This is a genomic window from Kluyvera sichuanensis (assembly GCF_040930405.1).
Lineage (GTDB): Bacteria > Pseudomonadota > Gammaproteobacteria > Enterobacterales > Enterobacteriaceae > Kluyvera > Kluyvera sichuanensis.
In genome coordinates, this window is record NZ_CP162271.1 from 4,637,787 (window position 1) to 4,656,020 (window position 18,234).

17 protein-coding genes are annotated in these 18,234 nt (G+C 54.3%); 10 read left to right on the plus strand and 7 right to left on the minus strand.

The features are described 5' to 3' along the window. Nucleotides 1-13: 13 nt before the first annotated feature. The 5 genes from AB2B48_RS22060 to erpA all read left to right on the plus strand — a co-directional run bounded on the left by AB2B48_RS22060 (nucleotide 14) and on the right by erpA (nucleotide 4,317). Nucleotides 14-478, plus strand: a complete 465-nt coding sequence (locus AB2B48_RS22060) for a PTS sugar transporter subunit IIA (RefSeq protein ID WP_185669233.1) — start codon at nucleotides 14-16, stop codon at nucleotides 476-478. 33 nt (nucleotides 479-511) lie between these two features. After that, entirely contained in the window at nucleotides 512-784 is a 273-nt protein-coding gene (locus AB2B48_RS22065; RefSeq protein WP_185669232.1) for a PTS sugar transporter subunit IIB, read from the plus strand. A 40-nt stretch (nucleotides 785-824) separates the two neighbouring features. Beyond that, nucleotides 825-2,192, plus strand: coding sequence for a PTS ascorbate transporter subunit IIC (locus tag AB2B48_RS22070; RefSeq protein ID WP_333495939.1), 1,368 nt, complete (start codon nucleotides 825-827; stop codon nucleotides 2,190-2,192). A gap of 279 nt (nucleotides 2,193-2,471) precedes the next feature. After that, a complete protein-coding gene (gene clcA / locus AB2B48_RS22075) occupies nucleotides 2,472-3,890 on the plus strand; it encodes a H(+)/Cl(-) exchange transporter ClcA (RefSeq protein WP_185669230.1) in 1,419 nt (472 codons plus the stop codon). An 82-nt stretch (nucleotides 3,891-3,972) separates the two neighbouring features. Beyond that, entirely contained in the window at nucleotides 3,973-4,317 is a 345-nt protein-coding gene (erpA, locus tag AB2B48_RS22080; RefSeq protein WP_035891950.1) for an iron-sulfur cluster insertion protein ErpA, read from the plus strand. Between the two features lie 136 nt (nucleotides 4,318-4,453). Here erpA and AB2B48_RS22085 read toward each other — a convergent pair whose 3' ends face one another. Genes AB2B48_RS22085 through mtnN form a run of 3 tightly spaced genes read right to left on the minus strand, consistent with a single transcriptional unit; the run spans nucleotide 4,454 to nucleotide 6,583 of the window. Beyond that, nucleotides 4,454-5,077 carry a TRIC cation channel family protein gene (locus AB2B48_RS22085; RefSeq protein WP_185669229.1) on the minus strand — a complete coding sequence of 208 codons (624 nt, stop codon included), beginning with the start codon at nucleotides 5,075-5,077 and terminating at the stop codon, nucleotides 4,454-4,456. 14 nt (nucleotides 5,078-5,091) lie between these two features. Beyond that, entirely contained in the window at nucleotides 5,092-5,892 is an 801-nt protein-coding gene (gene btuF / locus AB2B48_RS22090) for a vitamin B12 ABC transporter substrate-binding protein BtuF (protein WP_220440832.1), read from the minus strand. Beyond that, on the minus strand, nucleotides 5,885-6,583 hold the full coding sequence (gene mtnN / locus AB2B48_RS22095) for a 5'-methylthioadenosine/S-adenosylhomocysteine nucleosidase (protein ID WP_220440831.1): 699 nt from the start codon (nucleotides 6,581-6,583) through the stop codon (nucleotides 5,885-5,887). Before mtnN ends, btuF begins: the two co-directional genes overlap by 8 nt. Before the next feature lie 97 nt (nucleotides 6,584-6,680). On the opposite strand from mtnN, the gene dgt reads away from it, so the two are divergent. The 3 genes from dgt (at nucleotide 6,681) to cdaR (ending at nucleotide 11,095) form a co-directional block, all read left to right on the plus strand. After that, nucleotides 6,681-8,195, plus strand: a complete 1,515-nt coding sequence (gene dgt, locus AB2B48_RS22100; RefSeq protein WP_368300232.1) for a dGTPase — start codon at nucleotides 6,681-6,683, stop codon at nucleotides 8,193-8,195. A gap of 135 nt (nucleotides 8,196-8,330) precedes the next feature. Then, the gene (gene degP, locus AB2B48_RS22105; protein WP_185669225.1) at nucleotides 8,331-9,779 is read left to right on the plus strand and encodes a serine endoprotease DegP; all 1,449 of its coding nucleotides are present in this window, start codon (nucleotides 8,331-8,333) and stop codon (nucleotides 9,777-9,779) included. A 158-nt stretch (nucleotides 9,780-9,937) separates the two neighbouring features. After that, a complete protein-coding gene (gene cdaR / locus AB2B48_RS22110) occupies nucleotides 9,938-11,095 on the plus strand; it encodes a DNA-binding transcriptional regulator CdaR (RefSeq protein WP_185669224.1) in 1,158 nt (385 codons plus the stop codon). Between the two features lie 114 nt (nucleotides 11,096-11,209). Here the strand turns inward: cdaR and AB2B48_RS22115 are convergent, their stop codons facing one another. The 4 genes from AB2B48_RS22115 to map all read right to left on the minus strand — a co-directional run bounded on the left by AB2B48_RS22115 (nucleotide 11,210) and on the right by map (nucleotide 16,091). After that, a complete protein-coding gene (locus AB2B48_RS22115) occupies nucleotides 11,210-11,593 on the minus strand; it encodes a DUF3461 family protein (RefSeq protein ID WP_035891957.1) in 384 nt (127 codons plus the stop codon). A gap of 108 nt (nucleotides 11,594-11,701) precedes the next feature. After that, nucleotides 11,702-12,526, minus strand: coding sequence for a 2,3,4,5-tetrahydropyridine-2,6-dicarboxylate N-succinyltransferase (gene dapD / locus AB2B48_RS22120; protein ID WP_004872026.1), 825 nt, complete (start codon nucleotides 12,524-12,526; stop codon nucleotides 11,702-11,704). Nucleotides 12,527-12,560: 34 nt separating this feature from the next. Further along, nucleotides 12,561-15,233 (minus strand): bifunctional uridylyltransferase/uridylyl-removing protein GlnD, encoded by a 2,673-nt coding sequence (gene glnD, locus AB2B48_RS22125; RefSeq protein WP_368300235.1) that lies wholly within the window; start codon nucleotides 15,231-15,233, stop codon nucleotides 12,561-12,563. 63 nt (nucleotides 15,234-15,296) lie between these two features. Continuing rightward, a complete protein-coding gene (gene map, locus AB2B48_RS22130; protein ID WP_333495932.1) occupies nucleotides 15,297-16,091 on the minus strand; it encodes a type I methionyl aminopeptidase in 795 nt (264 codons plus the stop codon). 330 nt (nucleotides 16,092-16,421) lie between these two features. On the opposite strand from map, the gene rpsB reads away from it, so the two are divergent. After that, nucleotides 16,422-17,147 (plus strand): 30S ribosomal protein S2, encoded by a 726-nt coding sequence (rpsB, locus tag AB2B48_RS22135; protein ID WP_185669223.1) that lies wholly within the window; start codon nucleotides 16,422-16,424, stop codon nucleotides 17,145-17,147. Nucleotides 17,148-17,283: 136 nt separating this feature from the next. Next, entirely contained in the window at nucleotides 17,284-18,135 is an 852-nt protein-coding gene (gene tsf, locus AB2B48_RS22140) for a translation elongation factor Ts (RefSeq protein WP_185669222.1), read from the plus strand. The last annotated feature ends 99 nt before the right edge of the window (nucleotides 18,136-18,234 follow it).

Below are 18,234 nucleotides of genomic sequence, written 5' to 3' on the forward strand. Positions count from 1 at the left end.
ATAGGTAATATCCATGCCAACATTATCCAACTGGCTGAATAAAAACAAAGTTCAGTATGTTCAATCGGTAAGTGACTGGAAAGAGGCGATTCAGATTGCAGGCCGCCCGCTGCTGGATGAAGGAGCGATTTCACCGGCCTATATCGATTCGATTATCAAACAGAAAGAAGAGATCGGTCCCTATTTCGTGATTGCTCCGCGCATCGCGATGCCGCATACGCGACCCGAGCAGGGCGCAATGGCGCTGGGGCTCTCTATCGTCAAACTGGGCCAGGCGGTTGAGTTCAATTCAGAAGAGAACGATCCGGTGGATGCGATTTTTATGTTCTCCGCCCCGGACAGCAATAGTCACATTGAAATGATTTCGCAGCTCGCCGAAGTGCTGTCAGATGATGAGGTGATGCAGCAGATTTTTGATACGCAAAGTACTGAAGAATTGCAGGCGATTTTGCTCGGTGAAACGTCGGCGTCTTGTTAATGACACCCCAATCGTAAAAATATGAGGTCTACTATGAAAATTATGGCGGTATGTGGTTCAGGTCTGGGTAGCAGCTTTATGATGGAAATGAACATCAAAAAGGTGCTCAAAAAAATTAATATCACCGCGGACGTTGAACACTCTGACTTGGGTTCCGTCACGCCCGACGTGGCCGATGTTTTCGTGATGGCGAAAGATATCGCCTTCAGCGCTAACTTACCGGCAGATAAAGTTATTGTGATTAATAACATTATCGACCTGAACGAAGTTGAACAAAAAATAAAAGACTACTTTGACCAGCAATAATTAAGTCGGGCAAGAAAAATACCCTGCGACAGAGGTTAATATGTTTGTTCAAAACGTTTTACAGCTTATTGTTGATATCCTGAAGGTGCCATCAATCCTTGTCGGACTGGTGGCGCTATTCGGCCTGGTGGCACAAAAAAAATCCTTCCCTGACGTCATTAAAGGGACCGTTAAAACGATTCTGGGCTTCCTGGTGTTATCCGGAGGGGCTTTAGTTCTGGTCGGCTCGCTATCGCCGTTAGGTGATATCTTCAAGCAGGCCTTTGATGTGCAGGGTATTATTCCGAACAATGAGGCGATGGTCTCTATTGCGCTGGAAAAATATGGCGCACCAACCACGCTTATCATGGCGTTCGGTATGGTGGCGAATATCGTGGTGGCGAGATTCACCCGTTTAAAATATATCTACCTGTCCGGGCATGTGACCTTCTACATGGCCTGTATGGTGGCCATTATTCTGTCGGTAGCCGGCTTCGAAGGCGTTCAGCTTATTTATACCGGCTCATTGGCGCTCGGCATGTTAATGGGCTTCTTCCCGGCCATTGCACAACCTTATATGCGTAAAATTATCGGTAATGACCAGGTAGCTCTGGCGCATACCGGTACGGTTGGCTACGTGCTTTCTGGGTGGATCGGTTCTGTCGTCGGTAAAGGTTCTAAATCTACCGAAGAGATGAACATGCCGAAGAACCTGAGCTTCCTGCGCGATAGCACGATCTCTATCTCTCTGACGATGATGATCATTTATCTGGTCCTGTCGATTTCCGCAGGTAAAGAGTACGTCGAGAGCAACTTTAGCCACGGTCAGAACTACCTGGTCTACTCCTTTATCCAGGCCATCACCTTTGCGGCTGGGGTATTTATTATCCTGCAGGGTGTGCGTTTAATTCTGGCGGAGATCGTTCCGGCATTTACCGGCTTCTCCGAGCGCCTGGTGCCTAACGCACGTCCGGCGCTGGACTGCCCAATCGTCTTCCCGTATGCGCCGAACGCGGTGTTAGTCGGCTTTATCTCAAGCTTTGTCGGTGGTCTGGTGGGTCTGTTCATCCTTGGGCAGCTCAAGTGGGTACTGATTCTGCCGGGCGTCGTACCTCACTTCTTCTGTGGGGCAACGGCAGGGGTATTCGGTAATGCGACCGGAGGTAAACGCGGTGCGATTCTCGGTGCCTTCGCCCACGGTATTCTGATTACCTTCTTACCGGTGGCGCTGATTCCGGTACTGGGTGCGCTGGGCTTAACCAACACCACCTTCTCCGATACCGACTTCGGCGTGGTGGGGATTATTCTTGGCAACATGGCGCGCTTTATGACGCCAGGCACCATCACCATGACGATTACCGGTATTTTCGCTCTGCTGGTGGCTTACAACCTGTTGGCGAAAAAGAAGCCTGAGCCAGTAGAAGAGTAAGGTATTACACAACATAAAACATGCCTCCGCCTGGAGGCATGTTGACGATAGCCCTTTCTTATCAGGCGCAGAGATCCCAACACCAGGGACGTCAACCGGTCAGGTCCGTTCAAACGATCTTCTGCGCCACTTTCTCTCTATTCATACTAACCTGTGATGAACTACGTCTTTACCCTGCTGTAACAAAGCATTCGCCGCGCAATTTTTTCGCGACGTCGCGCACATGACTGGGTAAAATGCCTTCCCTTCGTATTTGTATTACCAATTAGTGATGACGGTATGAGAGCAGAAATACCCCCTTTAGAGGCACAGCGGATGGTGCGTTTACGCCGCCGCGACGTAGTGCGTAAATTATTGAACCGCGATAAAACCCCGCTGATGGTGCTGCTGATGTCCGCCATCGTTGGCTCGCTCGTGGGGCTGGTCGGCGTGGCGTTTGAGCATGCGGTGAACTGGGTGCTGAACCTGCGTATTGGCACGCTGGCGCAGGTTGCCGACCGCTGGTATCTGGTCTGGCCGCTGGCGTTTGTGCTGTCGGCGCTGCTGGCGATGTTTGGCTACTGGCTGATGAGACGCTTTGCGCCGGAAGCGGGCGGTTCGGGGATCCCGGAGATTGAAGGCGCGCTGGAAGACCTGCGCCCGGTTCGCTGGTGGCGCGTGCTGCCGGTGAAATTCTTCGGTGGGATGGGCACGCTGGGTTCGGGCATGGTGCTTGGTCGTGAAGGGCCGACGGTGCAAATCGGCGGCAATATCGGCCGTATGGTCGGCGATATTTTCCGTCAGCGTGACGAAGAGTCGCGCCACACGCTGCTGGCAACCGGCGCGGCGGCGGGTCTGTCTGCAGCGTTCAATGCGCCGCTGGCGGGCATTCTGTTTATCATCGAAGAGATGCGCCCGCAGTTCCGCTACAGCCTGATCTCGATTAAAGCGGTATTCACCGGCGTTATCATGTCGAGCATCATGTTCCGCATCTTCAACGGCGAAACGCCGGTGATTGAAGTGGGCAAACTGACCAACGCGCCGGTCAACACGCTGTGGCTGTATCTGGTGCTGGGTGTGATTTTCGGCTGTGTTGGTCCGCTGTTTAATACTCTGGTGCTGAAAACCCAGGATATGTTTTTCCGTATCCACGGCGGTAACACGACAAAATGGGTGCTGATTGGTGGCCTGATTGGCGGCGGCTGCGGCGTGCTGGGGCTGTTTCAATCGGCAGCGGCGGGCGGCGGGTTTAACCTGATCCCGATTGCGGCGGCGGGGAACTTTACCGTCGGTTCGCTGCTGTTCCTGTTTGTTGCCCGCGTTATCACCACGCTGCTGTGCTTCTCCTCCGGCGCGCCGGGCGGGATTTTTGCGCCAATGCTGGCGCTGGGCACGCTACTGGGAACGGCCTTCGGTATGGCGGCGATGCATCTGTTCCCGGCCTACAATCTGGAGGCGGGGACCTTCGCGATTGCCGGAATGGGCGCGCTGCTGGCGGCCTCCGTGCGTGCACCGCTCACCGGCATTGTGCTGGTGCTGGAGATGACCGACAATTATCAGCTCATTTTGCCAATGATTATTACCGGTCTCGGTGCCACGCTATTGGCGCAGTTCCTCGGCGGGCAGCCGCTCTACGCCACGATTCTGGCGCGAACCCTGGCGAAACAGGAGGCCGAGCAAGAGGCTAAGGCCAGGCAGTCGGCCCCGGAGAATACTTGAACGATTTACCAGGGTATTAGATAATGACCAAAAGAGTCGGGTTATTATTTGCCCAGACCCGCTGTATTAATGGGAGCAAAAAATGAGTGATGACGTAGTGCTGCCGCTGGAGTTTACCGACGCCGCAGCCAAAAAAGTAAAAGTCCTGATTGCGGATGAAGAGAATCCAAACCTGAAGCTGCGCGTGTATATCACCGGCGGCGGCTGCAGCGGCTTCCAGTATGGCTTTACCTTTGATGACCAGATCAACGAAGGCGACATGACCATCGAAAAACAGGGCGTAGGCCTGGTGGTTGACCCGATGAGCCTGCAGTATCTGGTCGGCGGTTCGGTGGACTATACCGAAGGTCTGGAAGGTTCACGCTTTATCGTGACCAACCCGAACGCAACCAGCACCTGCGGCTGCGGTTCTTCCTTCAGCATCTAAGCTTGCTGACCAGATAAATAAAAAAACCACCGAAAGGTGGTTTTTTTGTGTGCATCTTTTGTAGCCCGGACGAGGTGCGTTAGCGCCGACTCCGGGGCATCCCCGGCGGCGCTGCGCTTGGCCGGGCTACGCAGGTTTAACGACCGTTATCATCCAGCGCAAAGGTCGGCAGCTTCAGATGCCAGCGAATCGCCGCCAGGCGAATGGCCAGCGTCACCACCATACCCATCATACTGGCGTTCTCCAGCGGTATCTGGAAGGTGTAATAGGCCGTAGCGTGCACAATCCCGCCGATAATACAGGCCGTGGCGTAGATTTCTGTTCGCAGGATCATCGGCACTTCGCGCGCCAGTACATCACGGATAATCCCGCCTCCGACGCCGGTGACGACACCCATACAGACGGCAACCAGCGGCCCGGAGTGGGCGATAAACGCCTTGTTCACGCCAATCCCCACGAACACCGCCAGCCCCACGGCATCGAGCACTGGCAGCACCCATTTTGGCAGGCGACGCGGTTGACGAACCAGCACGATAGTCAGCATTGAGGTGACCATCGCCACCACCAGATCCGTGGGGTCTTTCACCCAGAAGACCGGGCCGTTGGCGAGCGCCATATCACGAATGGTTCCGCCGCCCACGGCGGTCACCACGCCAAGAACCAGAACGCCAAAGGGGTCCATACGCAGTTTCCCCGCCAGCAAGACGCCGGAGACAGCGAAGACGATGGTGCCAACAATATCCAGCCAGTAGACAAGCATGACCTATTACCTGATTAATTAACCTGCGATAGTGCAGTACAGAGTTGTTTTGCGGCGAGGATAATACGTGGGCTTGCGCGTTCAAACCAGTCACTATTAAGGGGAATAATGGGGATTGTGAGCTGACTAGCCCAGTAGTGCTGAATTTTCGGAATCTGACCCGCATCGCCCGCGGCAACAATCACCTGCGGCTGGCGCATCAGCACCTGTTCACGGCTGACCTGAGGCCAGGCCACGCGGCTGTCGGCAAAGATATTTTGGCCACCGCACACTTCCAGTATCTGGTTCTGGATGGCGCTTTTGTTGCTGGTGAAAATGGGGTTAAAGCCGAACTGCATAAACACCCTTTTTTTCGGTGCTTTTGCATACTGCTCCTTTAGCTGCGCATAGTCATGCAGCAGTGTGGCAGCGGCCTGTTCGGCTTTTTCGGGCTGCGGGCTCCATTTCGCCAACTGGCGAAGCGTTGCGGCGATCTCTTCAATGCTGTGCGAATCGACCCACAGCACGGTAATGCCCAGTGAACGCAGCTGGTTCACCTGACGCTCGGCGTTACCTTCTTTCCACGCCAGCACGACGTCCGGGTGCAGGGCGACAATACGCTCGAGGTTAATGCCCTGCCAGGAGGCAACCTGTTCGATCTCTTTTGCCGCAGCGGGATAATCAGACCATGCGCTGACGCCAACGGGGGTGATGCCGGCTGCAAAGGCTAGTTCGGTATTGGCGGGGGAGAGGGTAATGACCCGCGGCGCGGCGACAAGCCACGCCGGGGCGCTAAGCAGCAGGGCGAGCAGCCCTGTCAGGAGTCGCTTAGTCACGTGCCAGTTTCTGCACCAGCGTTTCGACCATCAGGGTCGACTGCTTCGCAGCAACGGCCAGGAACTCTTCGAAGCTCAGGTGAGACTGCTGGTCGGCCACGTCGGAAATCGCGCGGACGACCACGAACGGCACGGCAAAGCTGTGGCAAACGTGGGCAATCGCTGTCGCTTCCATCTCTACCGCAATCGCCTGCGGGAAGTTGGTGCGGATTTTTGCCAGCGCTTCGGAACCGTTAATAAAGGCATCGCCGCTGACAATCAGGCCGCGTACGGCATTCAGGTCGAGGGATTTGATGCACGCTTCAGCGGCGGCAACCAGTTTGTCGTCGGCTTTGAACGCCGCCGGGCAACCTGCCATCTGGCCAATTTCATAGCCAAAAGCGGTGACGTCGGCATCGTGGTAGCGCGCTTCGTCAGAAACCACGATATCGCCCACTTTCAGCGTTGGTGCCAGGCCACCCGCGGAACCGGTGTTGATAATCACGTCCGGCTGGCAGCGCTCCAGCAGCAGCGTGGCGCCCATTGCGGCGGCCACTTTGCCAATACCGGATTTCAGTAACGCCACATCCACGCCGTTAAGCTGGCCGGTGTAGATTTCGCTACCGCCGATGGTGATAGTCTGACGATTTTCGATTTTGTCACGCAGCAGCGTAACTTCTTCTTCCATTGCGCCAATAATGCCGATTTTCATAGATTTACTCGCGATGTGCCAGGTTTAAAGGCATAGTTTATCATGTGGTTCAGGGGAAGCGCATTTCTTGTAATAGGAAGCTCGCGACGGAGAGGCTATGGCTAAGATTGATTTTCGCAACAAAATTAACTGGCGTCGGCGCTATCGCTCGCCGCAGGGTGTCAGCTCCGAGCATGAGATTCTGCGTATTTTTGAAAGCGATCGCGGGCGCATTATCAACTCACCGGCCATCCGCCGCCTGCAGCAAAAAACGCAGGTATTCCCGCTAGAGCGCAACGCCGCGGTGCGAACCCGCCTGACGCACTCGATGGAAGTACAGCAGGTGGGGCGCTATATCGCCAAAGAGGTGTTAAGTCGCTTAAAGGAAAAACATCTGCTGGTGGCCTATGGCCTGGACGAACTGACCGGGCCGTTTGAAAGCATCGTTGAGATGGCCTGCCTGATGCACGATATCGGCAACCCGCCGTTTGGTCATTTTGGTGAAGCGGCAATCAACGACTGGTTCAGCCAGCGGCTGGCGCCAAAAGACGCGCTTCGTCAACCGCTGAGCCACGACCGCTGCGAGGTTATCGACCTTCGACTCCGTGAGGGCGAAGAGACGCTCAATACGCTGCGCAGCAAAGTGCGTCAGGATCTTTGTCATTTTGAAGGCAACGCGCAGGGGATCCGCCTGGTGCATACCCTGATGCGTATGAACCTGACCTGGGCGCAGGTTGGCTGTATTTTAAAATATACACGCCCGGCGTGGTGGTCGACAGAGACCCCGGCGACGCACAGCTATTTAATGAAAAAACCGGGCTACTACCTGGCGGAAGAGCACTATATTGAGCGCTTACGTAAAGAACTGGATTTAGCGCCTTACAATCGATTCCCATTAACATGGATTATGGAAGCCGCTGATGATATCTCTTATTGCGTGGCTGACCTCGAAGATGCGGTAGAAAAAAGGATCTTCAGCGTTGAGCAACTGTACCAGCATTTATATGATGCCTGGCCTGAACACACCAAAGGCTCGCTGTTCGCTCAGGTGGTGGAAAATGCCTGGGATAAATCCCGGGCGAATTCATTAAGCCGCAGTACGGAAGATCAGTTCTTTATGTATTTGCGGGTGAATACGTTAAATAAGCTGGTGCCCTACGCGGCGCAGCGATTTATTGAAAACCTGCCGCAGATCTACCAGGGTGATTTTAATCATGCACTACTGGAAGATGACAGTAGCTATAGCCAGTTGTTGAAGCTATATAAAAATGTGGCTAGAAAACATGTCTTTAGTCATCCTGAAGTCGAGCAGTTAGAATTACAAGGCTATCGGGTGATTGGCGGGTTATTAGATATTTACGCGCCTTTGCTTAAATTATCCTTAAGCGACTTCAGCGAATTGGTTGAGCAAGAACGCGTGCGTTACTTGCCTATCGAATCACGGTTGTTTTGTAAACTCTCAACGCGTCATCGTTTAGCTTACGTTGAGGCAGTAAATAAACTCTCCCGTGATTCCGTTGAGTTCCCGGTGATGGAATATTATTATCGTTGCCGCCTGCTGCAGGATTATATCAGCGGGATGACTGACCTCTATGCCTGGGATGAATATCGGCGGTTGATGGCGGTAGAATAATCAGAAGTTTTGTAAAGACGCTCAATAAATTTTTACTTTTAGCAGATGCAGTTGTACGGAACTTAGTGCCATAAAGTGAATCTGATAGTCACGAACACAGCAATTTTGCGTAATCTGATATTGAGATTGAAACACATGAAAAAAACCACGTTAGCAATGAGTGCACTGGCTCTTAGTTTAAGTCTGGCTCTGTCTCCGTTGTCCGCTAGCGCGGCCGAGACGGCATCTTCTTCCGCATCCGCCGCACAGCCAATGCCAAGTCTGGCACCGATGCTGGAAAAGGTGATGCCGTCTGTCGTCAGCATTAATGTTGAGGGCAGCACAACGGTAAACACGCCGCGTATGGGACGTAACTTCCAGCAGTTCTTTGGCGACAACTCGCCGTTCTGCCAGGACGGTTCTCCGTTCCAGAGCTCTCCGTTCTGCCAGGGCGGTGCAGGCCCGGATGGCGGTAATGGTGGCAATCAGCCACAGCAGCAGCAGAAATTTATGGCCCTCGGCTCCGGGGTGGTGATTGACGCGGCGAAAGGTTACGTCGTGACCAACAACCACGTGGTGGATAACGCCAATACCATTAAGGTTCAGCTGAGCGACGGCCGTAAGTTTGACGCGAAAGTGGTCGGTAAAGACCCGCGTTCTGACATTGCGCTGATTCAGATTCAGGATCCGAAAAACCTGACGGCGATTAAGCTGGCGGACTCTGACGCTCTGCGCGTCGGCGACTACACCGTGGCTATCGGTAACCCGTTCGGCCTGGGTGAAACCGTGACCTCCGGTATCGTCTCCGCGCTGGGTCGTAGCGGCCTGAACGTTGAAAACTACGAAAACTTTATCCAGACCGATGCGGCAATTAACCGCGGTAACTCCGGCGGCGCGCTGGTGAACCTGAACGGCGAGCTTATCGGTATCAACACCGCGATCCTCGCACCGGACGGCGGTAACATCGGTATCGGCTTCGCCATCCCGAGCAACATGGTGAAAAACCTGACCGACCAGATGGTGAAATTCGGCCAGGTGAAACGCGGTGAGCTGGGTATCATGGGTACCGAGCTGAACTCCGAACTGGCGAAAGCGATGAAAGTCGACGCCCAGCGCGGTGCCTTCGTAAGCCAGGTGATGCCGAACTCTTCGGCGGCGAAAGCCGGGATCAAAGCCGGTGACGTGATCACCTCACTGAACGGCAAGGCGATCAGCAGCTTCGCTGCACTGCGTGCGCAGGTTGGCACCATGCCGGTAGGCAGCAAAATCAGCCTCGGCCTGCTGCGTGACGGTAAGCCGGTAACGGTGGATCTGGAACTGCAGCAGAGCAGCCAGACTCAGGTTGACTCCAGCTCAATCTTCAGCGGTATTGAAGGGGCTGAAATGAGCAACAAAGGTCAGGACAAAGGTGTCGTGGTGAATACCGTGAAAGCGGGTTCTCCGGCGGCGCAGATTGGCCTGAAGAAAGGGGATATTATCGTCGGCGCCAACCAGCAGGCGGTTAAAAACATCGCTGAGCTGCGTAAAATCCTCGATAGCAAACCTTCGGTACTGGCGCTGAATATCCAGCGTGGCGATAGCTCCATCTATCTGCTGATGCAGTAATCGAGACCTCAACCCTTTCCCCGCCCGGGGAAAGGGTTTTTCCCTTCGTAATGTGAAGCACCCCACAACTCCATAGATCTCAACCGTGCTTTGTGCATTTGCACAGTGCGGCGCTTTTGCATCTTTCCTATCATGTAACCTGCTCACAGGAGGGGTTCATGGCTAGCTGGCATCTTGATACTAAAATGGCGCAGGATATCGTGGCGCGCACGATGCGCATTATCGATACCAATATCAACGTAATGGATGCCCGCGGGCGCATTATCGGCAGCGGCGATCGTGAACGTATTGGGGAATTGCACGAAGGCGCGCTGCTGGTACTCTCACAAGGGCGCGTGGTGGATATCGACGATGCCGTAGCCCGCCATCTGCACGGGGTGCGTCAGGGGATCAACCTGCCATTGCGCCTGGAAGGTGAGATCGTTGGTGTTATCGGCCTGACCGGTGAGCCGGAAACGCTGCGCAAATATGGCGAACTGGTGTGCATGACCGCAGAGATGATGCTTGAGCAATCGCGCCTGATGCATCTGTTGGCGCAGGATAGCCGACTGCGTGAAGAGCTGGTGATGAACCTGATTCAGGCCGAGGAGAACACGCCGGCGCTGACTGAATGGGCGCAGCGGCTGGGCATTGACCTTAATCAGCCACGCGTCGCGGCGGTGGTGGAGGTCGACAGCGGACAACTGGGCGTTGATAGTGCGATGGCGGAGCTTCAGCAGCTGCAAAATGCGCTGACGACGCCGGAGCGTAACAACCTGATTGCGATAGTCTCGCTGACCGAGATGGTAGTGCTGAAACCGGCGCTTAATCAGTTTGGCCGTTGGGACGCGGAAGATCACCAGAAGCGCGTGGAACAGCTGATCTCCCGCATGAAAGAGAACGGGCATCTGCGTTTTCGCGTGGCGCTGGGCAACTATTTTACCGGGCCGGGCAGCATCGCCCGTTCCTACCGTACGGCGCGCACCACCATGATGGTGGGTAAGCAGCGTATGCCGGAGAGCCGCAGCTATTTTTACCAGGATTTGATGCTGCCGGTGCTGCTCGACAGCCTGCGTGGTGGCTGGCAGGCCAATGAGCTGTCGCGCCCGCTGATGCGTCTGAAGGCGATGGATAACAACGGCCTGCTGCGTCGTACGTTGACGGCCTGGTTTCGCCATAACGTGCAGCCACTGGCAACCTCAAAGGCGCTGTTTATTCACCGCAATACGCTGGAGTATCGGCTCAATCGAATCTCAGAATTGACCGGGCTGGATTTGGGCAATTTTGACGATCGTTTACTGCTGTATATTGCGTTGCAGTTGGATGAACAACGGTAGGTAAAAGCAAAACGGCAACGTTAAGTTGCCGTTTTTAGGGTTTGCTCCCTCTCCTGTGGGAGAGGGCCGGGGTGAGGGTATCAGGCCGCACCGGGAAGACAAACCGCACAAAATCTACTTATTGCGCGTTAACTTCTCCAGATCGGCTTCAATCTCGCTGATCTTGTTGGTCACGACGCTTTCGAGATGGCGCAGATCGTCGAGGATCTTACGCTTAAGATCGACTTCGGTGCGATCGCGCTGGCAAATCTGGTCCAGCTCATCAATCACGTAGCGCAGGTTTGGGCTGATCTCCTGCACCTCTTTGAAGCCCTGACCATCGCCGGCAATGGTTTTACGCTGGCGTGGGTATTTGAACTTCACGCTCTTGGCGAAAAACTCACCCTTATCCTTCTGGAAATAGATTTTCAGGATATCGTTGTTGGCTTCCTGCCGGAGGCTGTAACGATCGATTTCATCGGGATTGGTAATCCCCAGGCTTTTCAAATTATCGTACATAGCGGTACCCCTGATCTAAATTAACTATTGAATAATTAACGAAAAAATCTATTTCCGCCAGCTTACGAATAAAAAAAAGCGGGGTTGCCCCCGCTTTTTCGCATCTTATTAATCGATAGTACGCAGTAGCTCGTTGATGCCCACTTTACCACGGGTTTTGGCGTCTACTTTCTTCACAATCACCGCACAGTACAGGCTGTACTTGCCATCTTTGGATGGCAGGTTGCCGGAAACGACAACGGAGCCTGCCGGTACGCGGCCATAGAATACTTCACCGGTTTCGCGGTCGTAGATTTTGGTGCTCTGGCCCAGGTATACGCCCATGGAGATAACAGAGCCTTCTTCCACGATAACGCCTTCAACCACTTCGGAGCGTGCGCCGATGAAGCAGTTGTCTTCGATGATGGTTGGGTTCGCCTGCAGTGGCTCCAGTACGCCACCGATGCCGACGCCGCCGGACAGGTGAACGTTTTTACCGATCTGCGCGCAAGAACCCACGGTTGCCCAGGTATCTACCATGGAGCCTTCGTCAACGTAAGCACCGATGTTCACGTAGGATGGCATCAGCACGGTGTTGCGAGCGATGAATGCGCCCTGACGAACGGCTGCCGGTGGCACCACGCGGAAACCTTCTTTCTGGAAACGCGCTTCGTCGTAGTCAGCGAATTTCATCGGTACTTTATCGAAGTAGCGGCTTTCCGCACCGTCGATAACCTGGTTATCGTTAATACGGAAAGAGAGCAGAACCGCTTTCTTCAGCCATTGGTGAGTCACCCACTGACCGTCAATCTTTTCAGCGACACGCAGCGCGCCGGAATCCAGCAGGGAAATCACCTGGTTAACCGCTTCGCGGGTTACGGTATCCACATTTGCCGGCGTGATGTCGGCGCGACGCTCAAAAGCGGACTCAATAACGTTCTGTAATTGCTGCATTGTTTACTCTTTCCATTTACTTAAAAAAAATACGTCACCCTTTATCGTTTGGATTGAGGGCTGCTGTCAACCGTTGTTGCACTTCTTGCTGGAGCACATTATTAAGTGCACGCCGGTCGGCGGTGGCGATTATAAATAAATCTTCTACTCGTTCACCAATTGTCGTAATTCTCGCCCCGTGGAGCGAGATCCCGAGGTCGGCAAACACCTGGCCGACGCGAGCAAGCAGGCCGGGTTGGTCGAGCGCGATAAGCTCGAGGAACGATTTCCGGTCGGTATGGGTCGGCAGGAAATTGACCTCGGTATCGACCGAGAAGTGGCGCAATTTTGCTGCCTGACGACGTGGCTGCGGTGGCTGCCAGCTGCGCTGGGTGATCGCCTGCTCCAGTCCAAAGCGGATGGCTTCGTGGCGATCGCCGGAGAGCGGGCTGCCGTCTGGTTCAAGGACGATAAAGGAGTCCATCGCCATGCCGTCGCGAGTGGTGAAAATCTGTGCGTCATGGACGCTGAGGTTACGGCGGTCAAGCTCGGCGCACACGGCGGCAAACAGATAGGGGCGGTCCGGGCTCCAGATAAAGATCTCCGTACCGCCGCGGGTGGCCTGCGGGCTGAGCAGGATCATCGGTTGCGTCAGGTCGTGCTTGAGCAAATGGCGGGCATGCCACGCAAGCTGGTTCGGCGTATGGCGCACAAAGTAGTTGGCGCGGCAGCGGTTCCAGATTTGGTGCAGCGCCTCTTCGTTGATGTTGTCCATGCGCAGCAGCGCCAGCGCCTGCATCTGATGGTGACGAACGCGCTCGCGCATATCCGGCGTGTTCTGCATCCCACGACGTAGCTGTTTTTCGGTGGCGAAGTAAAGCTCGCGCAGCAGGCTCTGCTTCCAGCTGTTCCACAGGGTTTCGTTGGTGGCGCAGATATCGGCAACCGTCAGGCACACCAGGAAGCGCAGGCGATGCTCGGTCTGCACCTCTTCGGCAAACTGTTTAATGACTTCTGGGTCCTGAATATCGCGGCGCTGTGCGGTGACCGACATCAGCAGATGCTGGCGCACCAGCCAGGCGACCAGTTGGGTTTCCCGCGAGTTCAGGCCGTGCAGCTCGGCGAACTTCAGGACATCCTGTGCGCCGAGAATGGAGTGGTCGCCGCCGCGCCCTTTGGCGATATCGTGGAACAGGGCGGCAATCAGGATAAGTTCCGGATGATTCAGCCGCGGCCAGAGGTCGACGCACAGCGGATGGCGCGGGCGCGTCTCTTCGTGGGCAAAGCTCTCAAGCTTCAGCATCACGCGAATCGTATGTTCATCCACGGTGTAGGCATGGAACAGGTCAAACTGCATCTGACCGACGATATAGGACCACTGTGGCATGTAGGCCCACAGCACACTGTGACGGTGCATCGGCAGCAGGCCACGGCTGACGGCGCCCTGGTGGCGAAGCATGCTCAGGAACAGCTCACGCGCTTCCGGGATATAGCACAGTGGCTGGCTGAGGTGGCGACGCGCATGACGTAGATGGCGTAGCGTGGTCGAGTAAATACCGGTAATGCTGCTGTTACGCACCATGATGTGGAACATGCGCAGAATGGCCTGCGGCTCGCGGATGAACAGGGTATCGTCGCGCAGATCGATAAGCGTGCCGCGCAGCTGGAAGTCATCGTCAATCGCCCGCGGCTTTTCATCTTCGGTGAGCGCGAGGATCGCCTCATCGAACAGCTGTAGCAACATGTGATTCAGCTCGCCGACGCGGCGAGTGACGCGATAGAAGTCCTTCATCATGTGTTCGATTGGCTGGTTGCCTTCGCCTTCGTACTTCAGACGATGGGCCACGCTAAGCTGGCGGTCGAACAGCAGACGGTTATCATAGCGGTTGAGTTCAAGATGCAGGGCGAAACGGATGCGCCATAGCAGGTGCAAGCACTCGTTCAGCTCATTACGCTCCGCTTCGGTCAGGAAGCCAAAGCTCACCATTTCGTCGAGCGAGGTGGCGCCAAAGTGACGGCGGGCGACCCACTGAATGGTGTGGATGTCGCGTAGGCCGCCGGGGCTGCTTTTAATGTCCGGTTCGAGGTTGTAACTGGTGCCGTGATAGCGCTGGTGGCGCGTTTCCTGCTCGGCGACTTTGGCCGGGAAGAAGTTCTCTGACGGCCAGAAGCCCTCGCTGAAGATATGTTTCTGCAGCTCAAGGAACAGCGCCACGTCGCCAATCAGCAGGCGTGATTCAATCAGGTTGGTGGCGACAGTTAAGTCTGATAAGCCTTCCAGCAGGCACTCTTCCAGCGTACGTACGCTGTGGCCCACTTCCAGCTTGATGTCCCACAGCAGCGTCAGCAGTTCGCCAATTTTTTGCGCCTGCTCATCGGGCAGCTTTTTACGGCTCAGAATCAGCAGGTCAACGTCGGAAAGCGGGTGCAGCTCGCCGCGACCGTAGCCGCCAACGGCAACCAGCGCAGCGTCATCCACTTCGCCAAAGCCGTACAGCAGCCACAGCCGCTGCAGCAGTTGGTCGATAAACTCGGTGCGCGCTTCAATCAACACCTCGGCAGAGATGCCTTCATCAAAAGCGACCCCCAGCCAGCGCTGGAATTCATCGAGACGCATTTTGATATCGGCGCAGTTCAGGCTGCTTTCGGGCCAACTGACGGGGTTCTCCGGCTGACCGGGCAGAGCAGGGAGAATGGTACAAGCCAGTTCAGGTATGGAATTACTCATCGCGCGCCGCCCATAAGAAAAAACTATCACCCATAAAAAAAGCCGGCATTCGCCGGCTCTTCGTTATTCGTTGTGCGAGATTATCGCCGGGATGGTGTCATCCTTGCGTAACGTCAGTATTTCGCAGCCGTTGTCTGTCACCACAATAGTATGCTCGTACTGCGCAGACAAGCTTCGGTCTTTGGTTTTTACCGTCCAGCCGTCTTTCATGGTGCGGATCTCTTTCTTACCCGCGTTCACCATCGGTTCGATGGTGAAGGTCATGCCCTGCTTCAGCACCACGTCGGTTTCGCGAGAATCATAGTGCAGTACCTGCGGCTCTTCATGGAAGCCGCGGCCAATGCCGTGACCGCAGTATTCACGCACAACGGAGAAACCTTCCGCTTCCACAAACTTCTGGATAGCCGCGCCGATTTCGCGCAGGTTCACGCCCGGTTTCACCATTTTCAGCGCGACGTACAGGCTTTCCTGAGTTACGCGGCACAGACGCTCGCCCAGAATGGTGGGTTTACCGACGATAAACATTTTTGAGGTGTCACCGTGGAATTCGTCTTTGATGACCGTGACGTCGATGTTGACGATATCGCCGTCTTTCAGGTGTTTTTCGTCATCCGGAATACCGTGGCATACCACTTCATTAATGGAGATGCAGACGGATTTCGGGAAACCGTGGTAGTTCAGGCAGGCAGAGATCGCTTTCTGCTCGTTGACGATATAGTCATTGCAGATGCGGTCCAGTTCGCCGGTAGTCACGCCAGGCTTCACGTACGGTTCGATCATTTCCAGCACTTCGGCGGCCAGACGGCCGGCAACGCGCATTTTTTCAATATCTTCAGGGGTCTTAATAGAAATCGCCATGGAATATGTCCATCAGTGTCGATTTTTTCGACAATAATTGAGTGTTAGTAATGTCAATGTTAACAGCCAGAAGTGCCCTGTGCCAAATTGAGAATCATTCTGAACTTCGCCTTTCGTGCCCTGCGTGATGATAACAACTGTTGGTGTCGGCATCGATTTTATGGTATAAAGCGCGCCGAACTTCCGTTCATTGTTTTGTCCGGAAGCGACAAATCTCACTTTGTGTAAATAACACACACGTATCGACACATATTCCGGGGTGCCCTTTGGGGTCGGTAATATGGGATACGTGGAGGCATAACCCCAACTTTATCTATAGAGGTTTTAACCATGGCAACTGTTTCCATGCGCGACATGCTCAAGGCTGGTGTTCACTTCGGTCACCAGACCCGTTACTGGAACCCGAAAATGAAGCCTTTCATCTTCGGCGCTCGTAACAAAGTTCACATCATCAACCTTGAGAAAACTGTACCAATGTTCAACGAAGCTCTGGCTGAACTGAACAAGATCTCCGCTCGTAAAGGTAAAATCCTTTTCGTTGGTACTAAGCGCGCTGCAAGCGAAGCTGTGAAAGAAGCTGCTAACAGCTGCGACCAGTTCTTCGTGAACCATCGCTGGCTGGGCGGTATGCTGACTAACTGGAAAACCGTTCGTCAGTCCATCAAACGTCTGAAAGATCTGGAAACTCAGTCTCAGGACGGTACTTTCGACAAGCTGACCAAGAAAGAAGCGCTGATGCGTACTCGTGAGCTGGCGAAACTGGAAAACAGCCTGGGCGGTATCAAAGACATGGGCGGCCTGCCGGACGCACTGTTCGTAATCGATGCTGACCATGAACACATTGCTATCAAAGAAGCGAACAACCTGGGTATCCCAGTATTCTCTATCGTTGATACCAACTCTGATCCAGATGGCGTTGACTTCGTTATCCCTGGTAACGACGATGCAATCCGTGCTGTGACCCTGTACCTGAGCGCAGTTGCTGCTACCGTTCGTGAAGGCCGTTCTTCTGATCTGGCTTCCCAGGCGGAAGAAAGCTTCGTAGAAGCTGAGTAATAAGGCACGCTCGAAAGAGCCCTTATAAACCAGGTAGTAACACGTTTGGTTAGGGGGCCTGTTTATGGCCCCCTTTTTCACTTTTAAATCTGTGCGGTTTATCGCCGGGCAGATCAAATCTTCCGAGGATTTTAGAATGGCTGAAATTACCGCTTCCCTGGTAAAAGAGCTGCGTGAGCGTACTGGCGCAGGCATGATGGATTGCAAAAAAGCCCTGACTGAAGCTAATGGCGACATCGAGCTGGCAATCGAAAACATGCGTAAATCCGGTGCTATCAAAGCAGCGAAAAAAGCAGGCAACGTTGCTGCTGACGGCGTGATCAAAACCAAAATCAATGGCAACATCGCCTTCATTCTGGAAGTTAACTGCCAGACTGACTTCGTTGCTAAAGACTCCGGTTTCCAGGCATTTGCTGACAAAGTTCTGGACGCAGCTGTTGCTGGTAACATCACCGACGTTGACGTTCTGAAAGCACAGTTCGAAGAAGAACGCGTTGCGCTGGTTGCTAAAATCGGTGAAAACATCAACATTCGTCGCGTTGCTTCCCTGGAAGGCGAAGTTCTGGGCAACTACCAGCACGGCGCACGTATCGGTGTTCTGGTTGCTGCTAAAGGCGCTGACGAAGAGCTGGTTAAACAGCTGGCAATGCACGTTGCTGCAAGCAAGCCAGAATTCGTTAAACCAGAAGACGTATCCGCTGAAGTGGTAGAGAAAGAATACCAGGTACAGCTGGACATCGCGATGCAGTCTGGTAAGCCAAAAGAAATCGCAGAGAAAATGGTTGAAGGCCGCATGAAGAAATTCACCGGCGAAGTTTCTCTGACTGGCCAGCCATTCGTTATGGATCCAAGCAAGTCTGTTGGTCAGCTGCTGAAAGAGCACAACGCTGACGTAACTGGCTTCATCCGCTTCGAAGTGGGCGAAGGCATCGAGAAAGTTGAGACTGACTTCGCAGCAGAAGTTGCTGCAATGTCTAAGCAGTCTTAATTGCTGTAAAGGAGCCGCCTGAGGGCGGCTCTCTTTTGTGCGCTAAAGGTTAACGCACAAAATCGTCATGTGAGAATCAGCCAGCTCCTATAGGGACGC

Coding starts and splice junctions, on each gene's coding strand:
- AB2B48_RS22060 (WP_185669233.1), top strand. CDS start 14: ATGCCAACATTATCCAACTGGCTGAATAAAAACAAAGTTCAGTATGTT.
- AB2B48_RS22065 (WP_185669232.1), top strand. CDS start 512: ATGAAAATTATGGCGGTATGTGGTTCAGGTCTGGGTAGCAGCTTTATG.
- AB2B48_RS22070 (WP_333495939.1), top strand. CDS start 825: ATGTTTGTTCAAAACGTTTTACAGCTTATTGTTGATATCCTGAAGGTG.
- clcA (WP_185669230.1), top strand. CDS start 2,472: ATGAGAGCAGAAATACCCCCTTTAGAGGCACAGCGGATGGTGCGTTTA.
- erpA (WP_035891950.1), top strand. CDS start 3,973: ATGAGTGATGACGTAGTGCTGCCGCTGGAGTTTACCGACGCCGCAGCC.
- AB2B48_RS22085 (WP_185669229.1), bottom strand. CDS start 5,077: ATGCTTGTCTACTGGCTGGATATTGTTGGCACCATCGTCTTCGCTGTC.
- mtnN (WP_220440831.1), bottom strand. CDS start 6,583: ATGAAAATCGGCATTATTGGCGCAATGGAAGAAGAAGTTACGCTGCTG.
- dgt (WP_368300232.1), top strand. CDS start 6,681: ATGGCTAAGATTGATTTTCGCAACAAAATTAACTGGCGTCGGCGCTAT.
- degP (WP_185669225.1), top strand. CDS start 8,331: ATGAAAAAAACCACGTTAGCAATGAGTGCACTGGCTCTTAGTTTAAGT.
- cdaR (WP_185669224.1), top strand. CDS start 9,938: ATGGCTAGCTGGCATCTTGATACTAAAATGGCGCAGGATATCGTGGCG.
- AB2B48_RS22115 (WP_035891957.1), bottom strand. CDS start 11,593: ATGTACGATAATTTGAAAAGCCTGGGGATTACCAATCCCGATGAAATC.
- dapD (WP_004872026.1), bottom strand. CDS start 12,526: ATGCAGCAATTACAGAACGTTATTGAGTCCGCTTTTGAGCGTCGCGCC.
- glnD (WP_368300235.1), bottom strand. CDS start 15,233: ATGAGTAATTCCATACCTGAACTGGCTTGTACCATTCTCCCTGCTCTG.
- map (WP_333495932.1), bottom strand. CDS start 16,091: ATGGCGATTTCTATTAAGACCCCTGAAGATATTGAAAAAATGCGCGTT.
- rpsB (WP_185669223.1), top strand. CDS start 16,422: ATGGCAACTGTTTCCATGCGCGACATGCTCAAGGCTGGTGTTCACTTC.
- tsf (WP_185669222.1), top strand. CDS start 17,284: ATGGCTGAAATTACCGCTTCCCTGGTAAAAGAGCTGCGTGAGCGTACT.